This is a genomic window from Arthrobacter sp. StoSoilA2, assembly GCF_019977195.1.
Classification (GTDB): domain Bacteria; phylum Actinomycetota; class Actinomycetes; order Actinomycetales; family Micrococcaceae; genus Arthrobacter.
This window is the reverse complement of the sequence record NZ_AP024643.1, coordinates 17,427-33,945: the sequence shown is the minus strand read 5'-3', so window position 1 is coordinate 33,945 and position 16,519 is coordinate 17,427. Positions and strand designations below refer to the sequence as shown.

The window sequence follows — 16,519 nt, the reverse complement described above, 5'->3', positions numbered from 1 at the left end:
ATGGCCTCTCCCGAGACCCCGGAAGGCAAGGAAACGCCTACGGAGCGCCCACTCATCATGCGCTACGCCGCGCGATCCGACGTCGGACGGATCCGCTCCAAGAATGACGACTCCGCGTATGTGGGCCGCCATCTTGCAGTCGTTGCCGATGGAATGGGCGGACATGCAGGCGGAGACGTCGCCTCGGCCTCCACGGTGCTGGACATGATCCACCTCGATCATGATGACTACCCCGAGGGCGCCGATACGATCCTCGCCGATGAGATCCAGACCGCCAATTCGCTGCTGTCCGAGCTGGTTCATCAGAATCCCAAGCTTTCCGGCATGGGCACCACCGTCACCGCCCTGCTCCTCGAGGGCCGCAAACTCCATTTCGCCCACATCGGCGATTCCCGGGCCTACCGCCTGCGGAACAAGAAGTTCGAGCAAGTCAGCATTGACCACACGTTCGTTCAACGCCTTATTGATGAAGGCCGGCTCCGCCCCGAAGAAGCCGAAACACATCCCCACAAGAACGTCCTGATGCGCGTCCTGGGTGACGTCGACGCCAGCCCTGAGCTGGACTTGGATGCCCTCGACGTCGAACCGGGCGAACGCTGGTTGCTCTGCTCGGATGGCCTCAACTATGTGGCAGGGCACGTGGTGGAGCGGGTATTCCGGGAAACCAAGGACCTGCGGGAATGCGCAGAAATCCTCGTTAATCTCACGTTGGAAGCCGGCGCTCCGGACAACGTCACCGTGGTCGTGCTGGAAATCGTTGAGGAGACCGTCGACGACGTCAACACGGCCGCCGTCGACGTCGTTCCTCCTGCGGCGCTTGCCGCGGTGGACGGGTCGGAATCATCTGCTGCAGGCAAGCCGACAGAAGGTCCCTCCGCCACCAAGCCAGCAGACGCCAGTCCGGGCGAGCTTAAGGCAACTGCGCCCAATGATGGCAAGGTTGCCGACGCCGGTTCATCCTCCAGCCCTGTCGACCCAACGGCGGAGGGCGGCCCAGCTACGGAGGGCGACTCATCTGCGGAGAAGGCTGAGTCCGCTGACGAAGACGGAACCTCCAAAGAACCGCCCACCACTACTGACCCGCATCTGGGTGAGCATCTTTCCGCTGAGGTCCTCCGCGAGGAACTCGCCAGCCGCCCCCATGAGCTTGTGGGTGCTGCGGCTACGGCGGCCGAGACCGGATCCATCCCCACTGTGGCAGGGCGTACCGTTGCTCGACGTGCGGCTACTGTGCTCACCCACAAAGCCGAACAGGATCGTCTGGAAGTCGAAGAACCGGCACGACGCCGCATCCGCTGGCTCATGCCCGCCGTCGCAGCTGTTCTTGTGCTCGGCGTCGTGGTGGGCCTATGGCTTGGCTACGCCTGGACGCAGACCCGCTATTACGTTGGAGAGTACGATTCCCGTGTAGCAATCTTCAACGGCATTTCGCAGCGGCTCGGCCCCATCCAGTTGTCCCGGCTCGAGGCTGTCACCGACCTCCGTGTTGAGTCCCTTCCCGAGTATGGTCAACAGAGTGTTCGGCAGACCGTTCCTGCCGGAGACCTTGATGATGCGCAACGTATTGTGGAGAACCTGAAGAACTACGGCAGTACGTCGGGAACCTGCCCCAGCACCACTCCTTCCCCGACTCCGTCAGCGACAACCAGTGTTCCAATTCCCAGTACAGCGGCCATTGCCAGCCCTACGCCTTCGCCCGTACCGACTCCCTGTGAGGCGGCAAAATGATCCAGACTGAGACCGCGGCCAAACCGCGCCGCAATGTTGAGCTGGTGCTTATCGTGCTTGCGCTTGCCGTTGGCATCGGCGCCAGTGCTCTGGTGAGCATCAATTCCGAAAGTGGACTCGACAGCGACTTCTGGTTCCAATCAAGCCTGCTTGCTGTCGCTGCCTTTGCCTTCCACGTAGTCCTGAGGTTACGCGCTAAGTATGCCGATCCAGTAATACTTCCGATCGTTGTTGCCCTCAACGGGCTCGGACTCGCTTTGATCCACCGCATGGACGGTCCAGGGGACGATACCGGTAATAACCAGCTCCGTTGGACGCTCATTGCCATGGCGGTATCCATCGCTGTGATTTGGTTCCTCAAGGACCACCGCATCTTGCGCCGGTTTACCTACATTTCCTTGGCAGCGAGTGCTTTCCTTCTGATTTTGCCGCTCGTTCCGGGCATCTCTGCCGGTGAAGTACTGGGTGCGAGCGTGTGGATCAGGATCGGCCCGATGACGTTCCAGCCAGGCGAAATTGCCAAGATCACCCTGGCAATATTCTTCGCCGGGTATCTATCCTCCAACCGGGACCTCATCCTGCTGGCCGGACGCAAAATCGGCCCCATGCAGTTCCCGCGGTTCAAGGACCTGGGTCCCATGATCACTGCCTGGTTGGTGAGCATTGGCGTCCTCGTATTCCAGCGCGACCTCGGATCGTCAGTCCTGTTCTTCGGCCTCTTCATTGTGATGATCTACGTCGCTACGAGCCGCATCTCATGGGTGGTGATCGGCCTTGCCCTGATACTTGGGGGCGGATTCATTGCTTCCAGGATCTTCTCGCACGTTGCCTTCAGGATCGATAGCTGGATCAACGCGTTCACTCCCGAAGTCTTTGGCAGGTCACCCGGTGGCAGCGGGCAGATCGTCCAAGGCCTGTTCGGCATGGCTGACGGCGGCCTTGTGGGCACAGGCCTTGGCCAAGGCCGGCCGGACCTGGTGCCCTTCGCCAACAGCGACATGATCGTGGCACTCATTGGCGAAGAACTCGGCCTCATCGGCCTGTTCGCTGTCGTGATGCTCTACCTGTTGCTTTTTACCCGCGGTTTCCGCGCCGCACTCGGCACCCGGGATGCGTTCGGCAAGTTGCTGGCGTGCGGGCTCTCCTTCGCAATCGCGCTCCAGTGCTTCGTGGTCATCGGCGGCGTCACCAGACTTATTCCGCTGACCGGCCTCACCACGCCATTCCTGGCCGCCGGTGGATCCTCCCTCCTGGCCAACTGGATAATCGTCGGCCTCCTGCTCATGATCTCCAACACGGCCCGCGGGCCCATAGATACCACTCCGATGGTGAATAAACCTCCTGCAAGCAGCACCAACCCGGCCGCCCGCAAGTCAGCTTCCGTACCCACGCCGGGCGCGCCCACGGAAGCGGTGAAGCATCCATGAACCAGGCAATTAGAAGTTCGTGGATGGCTGCCGTCGCCATGTTCGCCTTGATTTTCGGCGCCATCAGCTATGTCCAGGTCATTGGCGCTGACGATCTCAACGCCAATCCATGGAATCAGCGGGCAATCCTGGCAACATTCTGCAACGACCGCGGGGCGATCATCGTCGCCGGTAAACCGATTGCAGAGTCCGTTCCGGGTAACGAGTCCTGCGCGTTCCAACGCAAGTACACCCAGCCGGAACTTTATGCGGGCATCACGGGATACTTCTCCAGGGGATTTGGTTCCACCGGGCTCGAACAGTCCCTCAGCGACCAGTTGGCCGGCAACTCCGACCAACTGTTCCTGGACCGCGTCAGCCAGATGTTCCTTGGCAATGAGCCCAAGGGCGCCTCTGTGGAACTCACGCTCGATCCCGCCATCCAGCAGCTTGCCTACGACCTCATCCCCGAGGGCCAGCGTGGCTCGATCGTTGTGACCAACCCGAAAACCGGCGCCATCCTTGCCATGGTTTCCAAGCCGTCCTACGACCCCAACCTGATTGCTACACACGACACCGCTGCCGCAGCGGCCAACTACGCCGAGCTGAACAAGATTCCCGGCATCAACTTGAACCAGAACCTCAGCGGGCCTACGGGTAACTTGTTGTCCCCGGGCTCGGTGTTCAAGCTCGTGGACACTGCGGCCGCCCTGAATTCCGGCAAGTACAACAAGGACAGCGAACTGCCGAACCCCAGCAGCCTGCCCTTGCCTGGATCCAGTGCGAGCCTGCCCAACTACGCCGGCGGCAACTGCAACGTCCGCGAAACGGCAACGTTCTCTTTCGCCCTGGAACAGTCATGCAACACTCCCTTTGCGAGCATCGCGCTGGACCTGGGCCAGGACGCCATCCGGGATCAGGCAGAGAAGTTCGGCTTCGGGGACACCTTCGGCGAGCAGCTCAAGCTCCAGCAGGCCATCAGCGTCTTCCCGAAGGACCTGGACCAGGCCCAGCTTGCCCAGTCCTCAGTGGGGCAGCGCGACGTCAAGGCAACCCCGCTCCAGATCAACCTGATGACTGCGGCAATTGCCAACGGTGGTGTGCAGATGAAGCCCAACCTGGTCAAGACAGTCCGTGCGCCCGACCTCCGGGTGATCAGCGAGTTCAAGCCAGAGGCCCTGCGCACCAGCACGACCCAACCCATCGCGAACCAGATCACCCAGTGGATGAGCAGCGCGGTCTCCAACGGCATCGCCAGCGGCGCTGCTGTCCCGGGGGTCCAGGTAGCCGGTAAGACGGGTACCGCCGAGCTCGGCGATTCAGGTTTGAACAACTCTTGGTTCACCGGGTTCGCCCCGGCGAACGATCCGCAAGTGGCCGTCACCATCGTCATGGAAGGTGTGGATGTGCTCACAGGCGCCAAGCTAACCAGTCCGAACGCAAAGAAGATTTTTGAGGCGGTGTTGAATAAGTGAGACCTACTTCGGGAATCACACTCGGCGGCAGGTTCCAGCTGACCAGTCGCATTGCGATTGGCGGCATGGGCGAGGTCTGGAAGGCCAAGGACCAGATCCTGGGCAGGATCGTTGCCATCAAGGTGCTCAAGGAGGAATACACCGGGGACCCCGGCTTCCTCCAGCGCTTCCGCGCCGAAGCCCGCCACACAGCACTCCTTAACCACGTGGGTATTGCCAACGTCTTCGATTACGGCGAAGAAGCCGGCTCGGCGTACCTCGTCATGGAACTGGTGCCCGGCCACCCGTTGAGCGGCATCCTTGAGCGCGAGCAGGTCCTGTCACCTGACATGACCCTTTCGATCATCTCCCAGACGGCGCGCGCACTGGCAGTGGCACATGCCCAGGGCCTGGTCCACCGCGACATCAAACCGGGCAACCTCCTGATCACGCCGGACAACCGCGTCAAGGTCACCGACTTCGGTATCGCCCGCCTGGCTGACCAGGTGCCGCTGACCCAGACCGGCCAGGTCATGGGCACCGCCCAGTACCTTGCTCCCGAGCAGGCAACAGGACAAACTGCCACCGGCTCGTCTGACATCTACTCGCTGGGCGTCATTGGCTACGAATGCCTCACCGGCCACCGTCCGTTCTCCGGTGAATCCCAGATCGCCATTGCCCTTGCACAGGTTAACGACGCTCCGCCACCACTTCCGGAGACGCTGCCCACGCCGGTGCGTGCCCTCCTGATGTCGATGCTCGCCAAGGATCCAAAGAACCGTCCAGCCAACGCCATCAAGCTGGCGGAGGCCGCCGAGGCTATCCGCAACGGCGATATCACCACTGCCCACGCCGCGGTGCCGGGTATGCTCCTCTTCGAAGCCGCTACCGGACCCATCACGGCACCGGTCAATACTGCTACGGCCCCCACCGGCGTCGTTACCTCGCCGTTTGGCAAGGAGCATTCCACGACGTCGACTTCCGCACTTCCGGTGCTCGGCGCAACCGCCGCCGTTGGAGGTGCAGCCGGTGCGGCTGTTGGAGCCGCCGGCGCTTCCGCGGACAACCATTTGGCGCGGGCGAATGCGCTGGAGGCAGAGCGGCAGCTGAACGACGAAGAAGAAGTCATCTACAGCGATGATGACAACTACGACGACGTCGAGCCTGAGCGTAAGAAGCGCAGCCCCTGGACCTGGCCACTCGTTGCCCTGATCCTGCTGGTGCTCTTCGCACTGGTTGGTTTCCTGATTTCACAGTCGGGCTTCTTCTCCCCGAATCCCGGTCCGGGCGAGTCCACCTCTGCAAGCGCAAGCCGGAGCGCAAGTCCAACGTCGCAATCGGCCACACCAACGCAGACGTCCCAGGCCCCCTCCCCGACACCGACGCAGTCCACCCCCCAGAAGATCAACCTGATCCCTGAGGAGTATCTTGGACAACCGTTTGAGACTGTCCGCAGCCAGCTTGTTGGATTGGGCCTGCAGGTCAACGGGCAGGAAGTGTTCAACACTGCCCCCGCCGGCACGGTAACTGACCTTAACCCCACGGGTCCCGTGGATCCAGGGGAAGTTATCACTGTCCAGTACTCCAAGGGTCCGGAAATGGTGTCCGTGCCCAGCATCGGGGTCGGCCTCAGCGAGGAAGAGGTGCGGGGACTGATCGAAGCAGCGAACCTGCGGTGGGTCCCGGGCGATCCCGTCAATGGCGCCGTCGGCCAGAAACCAGGCACCTTCGTACGGTCCGAGCCGGCCCCTGGAACAAAGGTTGCGGCTGGTTCGGTAGTCACATACCACCTGTCCAAGTCGCTTGTACCGAGCAATCCGACGTCCCCGAGCGCCAGCCCCAGCGGCTCCGGCAGCCCGAGCAACTAAGTAGCCGCCATGTCTACGCCACGGCCCGGTCCAGCGCACCGAGAGGAGAGTACACCTGTCTCTTCGCAGCGCATCCTCAATGGTCGCTACGAACTCGGTGACCTTATCGGCCGTGGCGGCATGGCAGACGTCTACCGTGGGTCGGATACGCTCCTGGGACGCACCATTGCAGTCAAAGTCCTGCGTGCCGACCTCGCCCGCGATCCCCAGTTCCAGGCCCGCTTCAAACGCGAGGCCCAGGCTGTCGCAGCACTGAACCACCCTTCCATCGTGGCCATCTTCGATACCGGCGAGTACTCTGTCCCGGGCGGACCGGGTGAGGACGTGCGTGTCCCGTACATCGTGATGGAGTTCGTCGCAGGACGGACGCTGCGGGACATGATCAAAGCGCACGAACTCGGTGTTGAAGACTCCATCGGCTACACCCTTGGCGTCCTCGCGGCGCTGGAATACAGCCATCGGGCGGGCATTGTGCACCGCGATATCAAACCCGCCAACGTCATGGTCTGTGCGGATACCGGGGACGTCAAGGTCATGGACTTTGGCATTGCCCGGGCCATGGCTGACTCCGCTGCCACCATGACGCAGACGCAGGCTGTAGTGGGAACGGCACAATACCTTTCCCCCGAACAAGCACGGGGAGAGACCGTTGATGCCCGCAGCGATCTCTACTCTGCGGGCTGCCTTCTGTACGAACTGCTTACCAGCCGGCCACCATTCGTAGGCGACAGCCCGGTTTCAGTGGCCTACCAGCACGTCCGGGAGACGCCCGACCTCCCCAGCGTCCATAACCCCGAGGTTTCCGAGGCTTTGGATTCCGTGCTTGCCAAGGCCCTGCAAAAGAGCCGGTCGGACCGATTCCAGGATGCGGCTGCCTTCCGGCGGGCACTCAGGGCCGCGAGCAATGGCATCGCCGTTCCCGTGCTTCCCGCCAGCGAGGCACCCACCGACCCCAACGACCTCATTTCGTCCGAAGACCCGGAAACGCAGCTCTTGAGCGCCACGGCCGTTGGATTCCTTGACGTCGAGCACTACAACGGCGTGACCCAGGACCCCATTGAGGAACCGCTGGACGAAGCGCTTCCCTTGGACCTCCCACCCGAACGTGAGCGGACCTCCCACCAGAAGTCCCGCCGTCGCACTTGGGCGGCGACGCTGGCAATCTTCACTATCCTTGTTCTCGCAGGCGCCGGATTCTGGATCTACAGCCTGGTTAACGCGCCCCCCGCGGCACCGGCCAAGGTGGCGGTTCCCTCGGTGACCAACATGTCGGAGTCCCAGGCGCTGCAAGAGCTCTACTCCGCAAAGCTGGTCCCCAAAACTGCCCGCGTGGCCAGTGACAAGGTTGCCAAGGACATGGCGATCGGCACCTCACCCAGTGCTGGCTCCATGCTTGAACAGAACGCCGAGGTCATCCTCAACATCTCCAGCGGTCCCAGCTCGGTAACTATCCCTGCCGACATTGTGGGCCGCACCGAGTCAGACGCCCGCGACACCCTTCGGCGCCTGGGAATCACGGGCAACATCTCCAGCGTGCGGACGCACAGCCCCACGGTTCCCATCGGACTCGTGATCACCACGGGTCCCGCCCCCGGGGCGCCCATAGCCGCAGCTTCCAACGTTGAGCTGCAGGTGTCGTCCGGCAAAGTGCTGATGCCCCAACTGATCGGTCTTGCCCAGTCGGAAGCCGAAGCGCTGCTGAAGGAGAACGGCCTCGTCATGGCCGTGGTGGAGCAGGAAAATTCCCAGGTGACCCCCGGCAAGGTCACGGCACAAAGCGAAACCTTCAATACTGAAGTGGATCAGGGCAAGACAGTGACGGTAACGGTAGCCAAGGCCCCGGTTCCGACGCCCCCACCCACGCCCACAGATACCTCCAACCCCAAGCCGACCCCCACTAAGAAGGACTAACGGGTCACGTCCCCTCAGCTGCCGCTACAAGTCAGTGCTGGATCAGCGGACTCAGCTTCGAAGCACGTTCGGCAGCTCCGGTCATGCCGAGGGACTCCAGCCAGTTGCCCAGCATCTGGTAGCCGCCTTCGGTGAGGACTGATTCCGGGTGGAACTGCACACCGCAGAGGGGAGCGGTCTTGTGCTGCAGGCCCATGACCACACCGTTCGTGGTCTCGGCCGTGATCTCCAGGACGTCGGGGATCGAGTCGCGAACCGCGGCGAGTGAGTGGTAGCGCGTGGCCGTTACGGGCGACGGAAGCCCGACAAAGACACTCTTGCCTTCGTGCTGCACCGGCGAAGTTTTCCCGTGCATGAGCTCAGGAGCGTGGGTGACAACGCCCCCATAGGCTTCGGCAAGGGCCTGGTGGCCAAGGCACACTCCGAACATAGGCTTGGCGGCCTCGCCGCACCACTTGATGAGGTCGATGCAAACACCGGCTTCTGCCGGCGTTCCTGGACCGGGAGAGATAAGGACTCCATCACGGGCAGCGGCAAGCTCCTTGGCTTCTGCGAGTGTCACGTCGTCATTTCGGACCACGGTTGTCTCTGCGCCCAGTTCCTGCAGGTAGCCCACCAGGGTGTAAACGAAGCTGTCGTAGTTGTCCACGACGAGGATTTTTGTTGAGCTCATGGCTGCTGCACTAAACCAATCGTTGAGTCGGTCAAAGAAGTGAATTGGGAGAACCACGGGAAGAGGAATTCCACCATCAGGACGAGGGCTACGGCCACAAGCGCCACCGATGTCAGTATCCGCACCCACAAGGGGCCGGGCAAATTCCGAAAGATCCAGGCGTACATCCGTTACCCCTTTCCTTGGGCTTGGGCTACTTGGGCGGCTATTTCCGACGGCGGTCCGGCTGAGGCCGGTTGCCAACCCTCAAGGACGGAGTAGGCGATGATGCGTTCCTGGGATCCGAAGCGCGGGTTGCAACTGGTCATGGTCAGGATGCTTTCACGGGGCGTGACTCCGGGTTGGGTGGGGACCGGCATCAAGACGTCGGTTTGGCTGGGCAACACAATCTGGTTGTTGCGGAAAACATAGGTGTAATAGCCGTCTGGCGTCTGGACGTAAATCTTGTCCCCGGGGACCAGGGTGTGGATGTTATCCAGTACAGCGCCGTGTGTTTGCCGGTGCCCCGCGACGGCGAAATTGCCGAGGGCTCCAGGCATGCTGGTGTTTCCGTAGTGTCCCAGGCCCAGCGTGTCCAGGACATCCTGGTCTGTTCCTTCGATAATGGGCCGCGTGTAGTCCGGACCGAATCGCGGGATGTACATGATCCCGATGGTTTTCCCATGGGCAGGTGCTGTCCCGACGACGGGCGGACCGTAGTCCGTGGCCTGGCTGGCGGCTGGCGTTACCGGCCCCGCAAATTCCTGTGCAAAACTCTTCACGGCTTCGGTCTGCTTGGCGTCGGCCTCCACGTTGGTCCACCACAGCTCCCAGCCCACAAAAAGCAAGAGGACAATGCCTGCGGTAATGAGCAACTCGCCCAGTACCTGGCTGATAGTGCGCATAACAGCCGAGGCTGTGAGCCGGTCGCGGGGAGGCTTCCCCTGGTTCCGGCGGGCGGACGGCACGGCGGCAGCCGCCGTCGTCTGCTGGTCCGCCACAGGGTCTCCTCATGTAGGGCGCGGGCGGCGCTGGCCTACCCCGGTTGCGGCTAGACTTGACAGCTAGTAACAACCCGGAGCACCGCGTGGCCGTTGACCGCTGGAATTTTTCCTTCCTGCAGGATACCAAGGCCGGCAGCATCGGGTTTCAATCGAACAGCCAAGGAGGATCCGTGCCCGAGTCCAAGCCCCGCAAGCGGCCTGCCCGTCAGGCCCAGCAGACTTCCGCCGCACAGCAGTACAAGCCGAATCCCGTTTGGTACAAGCCGGTCATGTTCGGCCTGATGATCCTGGGGCTGATCTGGATCATCACGTTCTACATCACCGAGGGCAAGTTCCCCGTGCAGGAATGGGCTTCGTGGAACATCGTTGCCGGGTTCGGCATCGCCATCGTCGGATTCCTCATGACTACGCGCTGGCGCGCCTAGGAATCCCACACCTCACATTTCGGTGCCCGCGAACGTCTACAGGTTATGAACACCAGGCACACCACCATGGATTCCCCGCTGGGGCAGCTGACGCTGACTGCCCGCGGGGAGTTTTTGACGGGCATCTTTTACGAGGGCCATTGGCACATGCCTCCGCCGGACTACTTCGGAGTCCCGGCACGTATCGACGAGCCACTCTTCGAGCAGACCCGTGTCCAACTCGATGAGTATCTCGAAGGAAAGCGCACTCAATTCGACGTCGCTTTTGAGGCCCGGGGCAATGCCTTCCAAGAGAAGGTCTGGCAGCGGCTCCAACACATTCCTTTTGGGGAAACCATTAGCTACGGCGAACTCGCTCTCGAGATGGGGGACCCCCATCTGGCCCAGGCTGTTGGATCCGCAGTAGGGCGGAATCCCATTAGCATCATCATCCCGTGCCACCGCGTGGTGGGGCGCAAGGGGCAACTCACGGGCTACGCGGGAGGCCTGCGCAACAAGCGCTTCCTTCTTGAGCTCGAAGAGCCAGCCGTCGTGAAAGAGGGCAAGCTCTTCTGATGCAGCGCCCGCACCCGGCCCACAAGAGGCCGTTCGAAGCAGTCGTCCAGGAACACGGCGGCACTGTGCTCCGGGTGTGCCGTGCAGTGGTGGGCCTTCATGATGCTGACGACGCATGGTCCGAAACGTTTCTTTCGGCTTTGCAGGCTTATGGTGCCCTCCCTGAGGATGCCAACCTTGAGGCCTGGCTCGTCACTATTGCGCATCGGAAATGCATCGACCTCATCCGTTCCAGTAATCGCCGCCCCTTACCTGTCGATCAGCCACCCGAGCGGCCCTCGAAAATTGGCATTCCTGGTGACAACCAAGCGGAGCTGCTCAGCGCTGTCGGGCGATTGCCACCTAAACAACGCCAGGCAGTGGCCTACCACTATTTGGCGGGCCTCCCATATCAGGACATAGCGTCACTTCTTGGCGGGACACCGGATGCCGCACGACGTGCTGGATCCGACGGTGTGAAAGCCCTCCGTGCCATGCTCCGCGAAGAGCCCGAATCCGTGCGGGCTTTCCTGGTTCATTCCACGTCCGTGACCACCTCATCCGTCCCAGCATCGGCGAAAGGAGAAATCCGATGACTCTTGAATCACTCCCGGACCACGCCGAGGTTGCCGTGCTCCTTAAGCCCCTCGACGCCGGAATCGAACCCGCCCTGTCCAACCTCCACGCGAGACTTGTCCGCGCTGCCCAGGAAAGCCATTCCCTGGATATCGCATACTCAGTGGTGGATTCACCTGTGGGCAAGCTCCTTTTGGCGGCTACGGAACATGGCCTTGTGCGGGTAGCGTTCGAGCGTGAGAACCATGAGGCCGTATTGCAATTGCTGGCCAGCACGGTGAGTCCCCGCATCCTGCATGCACCCTCACAACTTGAGGCCGCTGCCCGCCAATTGGACGAGTACTTCAACCGCACCCGTCAGGATTTCGACCTTCCCTTGGATTTCCAGCTCGCACGCGGGTTCCGCCTCAATGTCCTCCACCACTTGCCGCACATTGCCTACGGCAGGACCGAGAGTTACGCACAGGTGGCCCAGGCCGCCGGAAGCGCCAAAGCTGTGCGCGCCGTTGGAACCGCCTGCGCCACGAACCCGCTGCCGGTGATCGTTCCCTGCCACCGCGTGGTGAAGTCCGACGGCACTTTCGGCGGTTACCTTGGCGGAACCGAGGCGAAACGAAGGCTCCTCACACTTGAGGCTGCCGCATGAGCGAGGACGCCCTTTTTCCGTTGACGCTTATCCAACCTGACACCCACGACGCCGGCCCCCGGGTGATAGCTCCAGGCGCCGTGCACGTGCCGGGCTGGCTCAGCCTGGAGCAGCAGAGGTGGATCGTGCAACGCTTTGGCGAATGGACACACGGGCCGGTGCCCCTGCGGGCAGCGACGTTGCCGGGAGGGCACCGGATGTCTGTCCGGACCCTTTGCCTGGGCTGGCATTGGCAGCCCTACCGTTACACGCGGGAAGCTACGGACGTGAACGGCAGGCCGGTACTCGAGTTCCCGGAGTGGATGGTTCGCTTGGGCAGGAAGGCCGTAGCCGATGCTTACTTGCCCGGGCCGGAAGGCAACGAGGCCCTCCCCGAACTCGCCGGCAATTACACACCCGATGCCGCACTGGTGAACTTCTACGATCGCGGGGCCACCATGGGCATGCATCAGGACAAGGATGAACGTTCCAATGCTCCGGTAGTGTCGCTCAGCATCGGGGAGACGTGCCTCTTCCGTTTCGGCAACACCCAGACGCGCACCAAGCCGTATACGGACGTCGAACTCCGGTCGGGAGACCTTTTCGTTTTCGGCGGAGCCTCGAGGTTCTCGTATCACGGCATCCCAAAGGTCCTCCCCGGAACCTGCCCGGAAGGGTGTGGGCTCTCCCACGGACGAATCAACATCACCATGCGTGTCACGGGGTTGTCCTAGGGGCCAGATCCCAGCGATAAAAATGTCACAGGCAGGGGGCAGAATGTCCCTAGAGACAAGAGCAAGGGTTGGCGTCCGTGGGACGGCCGCAGAGGAGCATTCATGACCACGGAAGAAACCGGCATCATCATCGGCCAGGATGGCTTGGCGCGGCCACTGTGGGCTGCCTCGGATCCGCTGATGCAGGCTTACTACGATCACGAGTGGGGCATGCCGGTCCGGGACGAGCAAGGGATGTATGAGCGCATCAGTCTCGAGGCGTTCCAAGCCGGCCTGTCATGGGCAACCATCCTTCGGAAACGGGAAGCCTTCAGGAAGGCTTTCCTGGATTTCCACCCTGAAAGCGTCGCTGCTTTCACGGACGCGGATGTCGAGCGGCTGATGCTGGACGCCGGCATCGTCAGGAACCGCCTTAAGATCCAGGCGGCAATCACCAACGCCAAGGCCACCATCGCCCTTAGGGCTGAGGGCGGGCTGGTGGACTTCGTGTGGTCCTTCAAACCGGATACTACGCCTGCCCCCCGAACCTATGCAGAAATCCCCACCACTTCGCCCGAATCGATAGCGCTGTCCAAGGCGCTCCGTAAGAAGGGCTTTGCGTTCGTTGGCCCCACCACCATGTATGCCCTCATGGAAGCCGTAGGGATCATCGACACACACTTGGTTGATAGCCACAGGCGGGGTACGTCGGGCGTTTGGCTGGAGCAAGGTCAGAAGTAGCGCTTCGGCCTTCCACAGGCCACCCTCGGCCATTTTCCACAGAAGTGCGTAACTTTATCCACAGGCGTGGATAAGTTCTGTGGACATCCACGTACTTTTCCCCAGAATCCCCGTCGCAGTGCTGATCCTGGGCGCCGGACCCACACGAGGGAGTTATGCCCACTGTGCATCCCGCTGTGGATAGTGGCCGCATCTTCATTGAACGTTCATCAGTGGACCATTGCTGGATTTACTCATTAGCGCTTTCGCTGACGATCCGAAGCCCAAAATCGTCCCGAAGCCGGCCGTCCTCCCTCGCCGGTCCTCTTCGCGACCCTGCATCCCGGCGGAGTTACCCACTTAACAACAACCCCCTACCCACAAGTTATCCACAGGTGGGGAAAACTTGTGGGTTTCCCGCGCTTGATCCGCGCGCTTGCGCCAAAAAAGCAACCGCAACGGTCCTGAACTACACACGTGTAAGTTATTAACATTGTTGATAAGCCTGTTGATAGAGACCCCTCCACACCACCATTAACAGCTTTATCCACAGCTCGCCTGGAAAGGGCTTGGTTGTCCACAAACGAGACAGGTTAGGGGACAAAGTTATCCACAGATGTGGATGAATCCATGCCTTTCCGGGGATATCTACTGCTCTGACAGGCCGCACAGGCCCCTAACAAGCTAACTACACGGATGTAAGTTACTCACACTGTGGACAACAGCTGTGGATAACGTCCAACGCCGATAATAGGGGAGTGGGATTACTTGCCGATGAAAGTCGACCTTAAAAAGCAGATCGAAACGTACAACGCCTCGCACGGCAGGTTTTGCGTGGTGACGGTTCCGGCCCTGCAGTTCCTCATGATCGACGGCCATGGGGATCCAAACACCTCCCAGTGCTATAGGGATGCGCTGGCCACCATCTATCCGATCGCTTACAAGATGAAGTTCTTCAGCAAGCAGGAGCTGGGCCGCGATTACACCGTGATGCCCTTGGAAGCGCTCTGGTGGGCAGAGGACATGGATACGTTTACAAGCGCCAGGGACAAGTCACGCTGGGACTGGACCTTGATGAATATGGTTCCCGGCTGGATGACCCAGGATCACTTCGAGGACGCACGTAAGATCGTCGCCCAAAAGGGCCAAGGCCCGGCAATTGACGCTCTTCGATTGGAAACACTCGATGAAGGGCTAAGCGTCCAGACCCTCCATATAGGGCCCTACGATGACGAGGGTCCAGTGCTCGCGGAAATGCACAACAGCTTTATTCCCGGCGAGTCGCTGACGATGTCGGGGAAGCATCACGAGATCTACCTCAGCGACGCTCGCCGCACTGCACCGGAGAAACTCAGGACGATTCTGCGGCAACCGGTCACAGTTGCGGGAAGTGTTGCAGCTAGCCTGCAGTGATGCGGAACCACGCGAGCACGGCCAGAAGGCCTGCCACGAGGATGAGGCCGCCCGCTTGGAGCAGGGCCTGGTTCTTGTCCCGCGGGGCATAGGCAATAGCGGCGGCAGCGAGGCCGCCGGTGATCAGGCCACCCAAGTGGGCTTGCCAGGCGATGCTGGGTACAAAGAAGCCAATGGCACCATTGATCGCAATGAGGACCCAAAGTTGTTTGGTTTCGCCGCCGCGATGACGCTGCACTACGAGCATGGCACCGAACAGGCCGAAAATGGCGCCTGAAGCTCCCACCACGCCAACCACGGGAAAGGTGGGAGTCAACAAAAGGTAGCCCACGGATCCGCCAACGGCGGAGAGCAGGTACACGGCCAGGAACCGGATCCGCCCGAGCAAAGGCTCAAGGGCTTGTCCGAAAATCCACAGCGTGTACATGTTCAGGACGATGTGCAGCAGGAACCCTTGCGAATGAAGGAAGGCCGCCGTAAGCATCCGCCAAGGCTCGCTGGCAGCTGCATAATTTGCGAACGCAAAATTCTGGAATACGGCGTCGCCGGGAACAATCCATTGAAGGACGTAAACCAGCACGCACAACCCGATGATCGTAAACGTCACCAAGGGCCGGCCGGTTGCCAAGGCACCGCCATAGGGAGAGCGGTAGGTCGGCGTCGTACGTTTTTGTTCGTTGACGCAATCAACACATTGGAACCCGACGGCGGCCGCCCGCTGGCACTCGGGGCACGCGGGGCGTCCGCAGCGCTGGCAGCGCACGTAGGAGGGCCTGTCCGGGTGCCGTGGGCACACCGGGATGGTGGCGGACGGCTCTGCCGACGGGATTCCGTAGCTCATGAATGCAGGCTAGAGCTGTTCGATGTCGATGCTGTTGATGACGACGTCCTCAACGGGGCGGTCGCCCATGCCGGTGCGGACGCCCTCAATGGCGTCAACAACCTTGCGGGATTCCTCGTCAGCTACTTCACCGAAGATGCTGTGCTTGCCGAACAGCCAGTCGGTGTTGACCGTAGTGATGAAGAACTGTGACCCGTTGGTGCCCTTGCCCATCTGGATACCAGCGTTGGCCATGGCCAGTTTGTAGGGGGCGTTGAAGGTCAGCTCGGGGTGGATTTCGTCGTCGAACTTGTAGCCCGGTCCGCCAACGCCGCGGCCCAGGGGATCGCCACCCTGGATCATGAAGTCCTTGATGATGCGGTGGAAGATGGTGCCGTCATAAAGGGGCGTGCCGGTCTTGTCTTCGCCGGTTTCCGGGTGCGTCCAGGACTTTTCGCCCGTAGCGAGGCCAATGAAGTTGGCGACCGTCTTGGGGGCGTGGTTGCCGAAGAGGTCAACCTTGATGTCGCCGAGGCTCGTGTGGATCGTTGCTTTTGCGGTTGCGATGGTCATGGCCCCATTCTTTCATGCAGGGTCAACGGGGGCATGGCTGTAAAGCCGGTTCCGCGCTGGGTGAAATCCGGGAAGAATCCTGCAGATGAATAGCCGC

Annotated in this window: 16 protein-coding genes; 12 read left to right on the top strand and 4 right to left on the bottom strand. The window is 61.3% G+C overall.

Annotation, left to right across the window (positions count from 1 at the left end):
- Genes LDN82_RS00155 through pknB form a run of 5 tightly spaced genes read left to right on the top strand, consistent with a single transcriptional unit; the run spans position 1 to position 8,367 of the window.
- Positions 1-1,728, top strand: a complete 1,728-nt coding sequence (locus tag LDN82_RS00155; protein WP_224165947.1) for a protein phosphatase 2C domain-containing protein — start codon at positions 1-3, stop codon at positions 1,726-1,728.
- A complete protein-coding gene (locus LDN82_RS00150) occupies positions 1,725-3,155 on the top strand; it encodes an FtsW/RodA/SpoVE family cell cycle protein (protein WP_224165946.1) in 1,431 nt (476 codons plus the stop codon). The genes LDN82_RS00155 and LDN82_RS00150 overlap by 4 nt, the downstream gene beginning before the upstream one ends.
- Positions 3,152-4,609, top strand: coding sequence for a penicillin-binding protein 2 (locus tag LDN82_RS00145; RefSeq protein ID WP_224094524.1), 1,458 nt, complete (start codon positions 3,152-3,154; stop codon positions 4,607-4,609). Before LDN82_RS00150 ends, LDN82_RS00145 begins: the two co-directional genes overlap by 4 nt.
- Positions 4,606-6,456, top strand: a complete 1,851-nt coding sequence (locus LDN82_RS00140) for a protein kinase (protein WP_224094523.1) — start codon at positions 4,606-4,608, stop codon at positions 6,454-6,456. Before LDN82_RS00145 ends, LDN82_RS00140 begins: the two co-directional genes overlap by 4 nt.
- 9 nt (positions 6,457-6,465) lie before the next feature.
- Positions 6,466-8,367, top strand: a complete 1,902-nt coding sequence (pknB, locus tag LDN82_RS00135; protein WP_224165945.1) for a Stk1 family PASTA domain-containing Ser/Thr kinase — start codon at positions 6,466-6,468, stop codon at positions 8,365-8,367.
- A 31-nt stretch (positions 8,368-8,398) separates the two neighbouring features.
- Here the strand turns inward: pknB and LDN82_RS00130 are convergent, their stop codons facing one another.
- Together LDN82_RS00130 and LDN82_RS00125 are read right to left on the bottom strand one after the other, a co-directional pair.
- Positions 8,399-9,040, bottom strand: a complete 642-nt coding sequence (locus tag LDN82_RS00130) for an aminodeoxychorismate/anthranilate synthase component II (protein ID WP_224094520.1) — start codon at positions 9,038-9,040, stop codon at positions 8,399-8,401.
- A 170-nt stretch (positions 9,041-9,210) separates the two neighbouring features.
- A complete protein-coding gene (locus LDN82_RS00125; RefSeq protein WP_224167600.1) occupies positions 9,211-9,924 on the bottom strand; it encodes a class E sortase in 714 nt (237 codons plus the stop codon).
- A 269-nt stretch (positions 9,925-10,193) separates the two neighbouring features.
- On the opposite strand from LDN82_RS00125, the gene LDN82_RS00120 reads away from it, so the two are divergent.
- From LDN82_RS00120 to LDN82_RS00090, 7 genes are all read left to right on the top strand, one after another.
- Positions 10,194-10,448 carry a cell division protein CrgA gene (locus LDN82_RS00120; RefSeq protein ID WP_224094519.1) on the top strand — a complete coding sequence of 85 codons (255 nt, stop codon included), beginning with the start codon at positions 10,194-10,196 and terminating at the stop codon, positions 10,446-10,448.
- A gap of 45 nt (positions 10,449-10,493) precedes the next feature.
- Entirely contained in the window at positions 10,494-11,003 is a 510-nt protein-coding gene (locus LDN82_RS00115; RefSeq protein ID WP_224094518.1) for a methylated-DNA--[protein]-cysteine S-methyltransferase, read from the top strand.
- A complete protein-coding gene (locus tag LDN82_RS00110; protein ID WP_224094517.1) occupies positions 11,003-11,578 on the top strand; it encodes an RNA polymerase sigma factor in 576 nt (191 codons plus the stop codon). Before LDN82_RS00115 ends, LDN82_RS00110 begins: the two co-directional genes overlap by 1 nt.
- Positions 11,575-12,204 carry a methylated-DNA--[protein]-cysteine S-methyltransferase gene (locus LDN82_RS00105; RefSeq protein ID WP_224165944.1) on the top strand — a complete coding sequence of 210 codons (630 nt, stop codon included), beginning with the start codon at positions 11,575-11,577 and terminating at the stop codon, positions 12,202-12,204. Before LDN82_RS00110 ends, LDN82_RS00105 begins: the two co-directional genes overlap by 4 nt.
- Positions 12,201-12,917 (top strand): alpha-ketoglutarate-dependent dioxygenase AlkB, encoded by a 717-nt coding sequence (locus LDN82_RS00100; protein WP_224165943.1) that lies wholly within the window; start codon positions 12,201-12,203, stop codon positions 12,915-12,917. The genes LDN82_RS00105 and LDN82_RS00100 overlap by 4 nt, the downstream gene beginning before the upstream one ends.
- A gap of 102 nt (positions 12,918-13,019) precedes the next feature.
- The gene (locus LDN82_RS00095) at positions 13,020-13,637 is read left to right on the top strand and encodes a DNA-3-methyladenine glycosylase I (RefSeq protein ID WP_224165942.1); all 618 of its coding nucleotides are present in this window, start codon (positions 13,020-13,022) and stop codon (positions 13,635-13,637) included.
- A 753-nt stretch (positions 13,638-14,390) separates the two neighbouring features.
- Positions 14,391-15,029, top strand: a complete 639-nt coding sequence (locus tag LDN82_RS00090; RefSeq protein WP_224165941.1) for a GyrI-like domain-containing protein — start codon at positions 14,391-14,393, stop codon at positions 15,027-15,029.
- Here LDN82_RS00090 and LDN82_RS00085 read toward each other — a convergent pair.
- Both LDN82_RS00085 and LDN82_RS00080 read right to left on the bottom strand, forming a co-directional pair.
- Positions 15,016-15,870 (bottom strand): rhomboid family intramembrane serine protease, encoded by an 855-nt coding sequence (locus LDN82_RS00085; protein ID WP_224165940.1) that lies wholly within the window; start codon positions 15,868-15,870, stop codon positions 15,016-15,018. The two genes, LDN82_RS00090 and LDN82_RS00085, sit on opposite strands and share 14 nt — an antisense overlap.
- Positions 15,871-15,879: 9 nt before the next feature.
- The gene (locus LDN82_RS00080) at positions 15,880-16,422 is read right to left on the bottom strand and encodes a peptidylprolyl isomerase (protein WP_216924370.1); all 543 of its coding nucleotides are present in this window, start codon (positions 16,420-16,422) and stop codon (positions 15,880-15,882) included.
- Between the last annotated feature and the right edge of the window lie 97 nt (positions 16,423-16,519).